The 1,342-nt window shown below is 65.4% G+C and carries 2 protein-coding genes; both read left to right on the forward strand.

What is annotated here, in order from left to right:
* Positions 1–849, forward strand: an 849-nt coding sequence (gene sucC / locus AU465_RS33120) for an ADP-forming succinate--CoA ligase subunit beta (protein WP_192257228.1), incomplete at its 5' end; no start/stop codon positions are given.
* A gap of 11 nt (positions 850–860) precedes the next feature.
* Positions 861–1,342 (forward strand): succinate--CoA ligase subunit alpha (locus tag AU465_RS33125; RefSeq protein WP_192257230.1); only part of this gene is annotated, 482 nt, incomplete at its 3' end.

Genomic DNA, 1,342 nt, shown 5'->3' on the forward strand with positions numbered 1-1,342 from the left:
CTCGACCGCAAGGAAGAGCGCGTCATGATCGTGGCATCGGCCGCCGGCGGCATGGAGATCGAGGATATTTCCGAAAAAAAACCGGATTCGATCATCCGCGCCACCGTCGACCCCGGTGTCGGCATGCAGGGCTTCCAGGCGCGCGAGATCGCCTTCGGCCTCGGGCTTGAAAGCAACCTGATCGGCAAGGCGACCGAAACCATCCTCGGCTGCTACCAGGTGTTCCGCGACTACGACGCCTCGATGCTGGAGATCAATCCGCTGGTGGTGACCCGCGACGGCAGCCTCGTCGCGCTCGACGCAAAAATGTCGTTCGACGAGAACGCGCTGTTCCGCCGCCCCGAGATTTCCGAGCTGCGCGACAAGAGCCAGGAAGACCCGCGCGAGACTTTCGCCAGCGACCGCGGCCTTTCCTATGTCGGCCTTGACGGCAACATCGGTTGCATCATCAACGGCGCCGGGCTGGCCATGGCGACGATGGACATGATCAAGATCGCCGGCGGCGAGCCGGCCAATTTCTTGGACATCGGCGGCGGCGCCTCGCCCGAGCGGGTGGCGAAATCCTTCCGCGCCGTGCTCGGCGACAGACAAGTCGAGACCATCCTGGTCAACATCTTCGCCGGCATCAACCGCTGCGACTGGGTCGCCGAAGGCGTCATCAAGGCGATCCGCGAGGTCGGCGTCGACGTGCCGCTGGTGGTGCGGCTCTCCGGCACCAAGGTCGAGGAAGGGCGCAAGATCCTGGCCGATTCCGGCGAGAAGGTGATCGTTGCCGACACGCTCGCCGAAGCCGCCGAGAAGGCCGTCGCCGCCTGGCGTGTCGCCACCAAGAACAAAAAAGCAGCCTGAGGGAGGGAAACATGGCAATCCTGCTCAACCGCAGCACACGCGTCATCGTCCAGGGTTTTACCGGCAAGATCGGCAGCTTCCATGCCGAAGACATGAAGCGCTACGGCACCAAGCTGGTCGGCGGCGTCACCCCCGGTAAGGGCGGCCAGAGCCATCTCGGCCTGCCGGTCTTCAACACCGTCAAGGGCGCGGTGCGCGAGACCCGCGCCGAGGCGAGCATCGTCTTCGTGCCGCCGCCGTTCGCCGCCGATTCGATCATGGAGGCGGCGGATGCCGGCATAAAGCTTTGCGTCTGCATCACCGACGGCATCCCCTCGCAGGACATGATGCAGGTCAAGCGCTATATGCGCCGCTACCGCTTCGAGGACCGCATGCGGCTGGTCGGGCCGAACTGCGCCGGCGTCATCACCCCCGGCCAGGCGCTGATGGGCATCATGCCGGGCAGCATCTATCTGCCAGGCCGCGTCGGCATCGTCGGCCGCTCCGGCACGCT

The sequence above is a fragment of the Mesorhizobium silamurunense genome (assembly GCF_014843905.1).
Taxonomy (GTDB): Bacteria; Pseudomonadota; Alphaproteobacteria; order Rhizobiales; family Rhizobiaceae; genus Mesorhizobium; species Mesorhizobium silamurunense.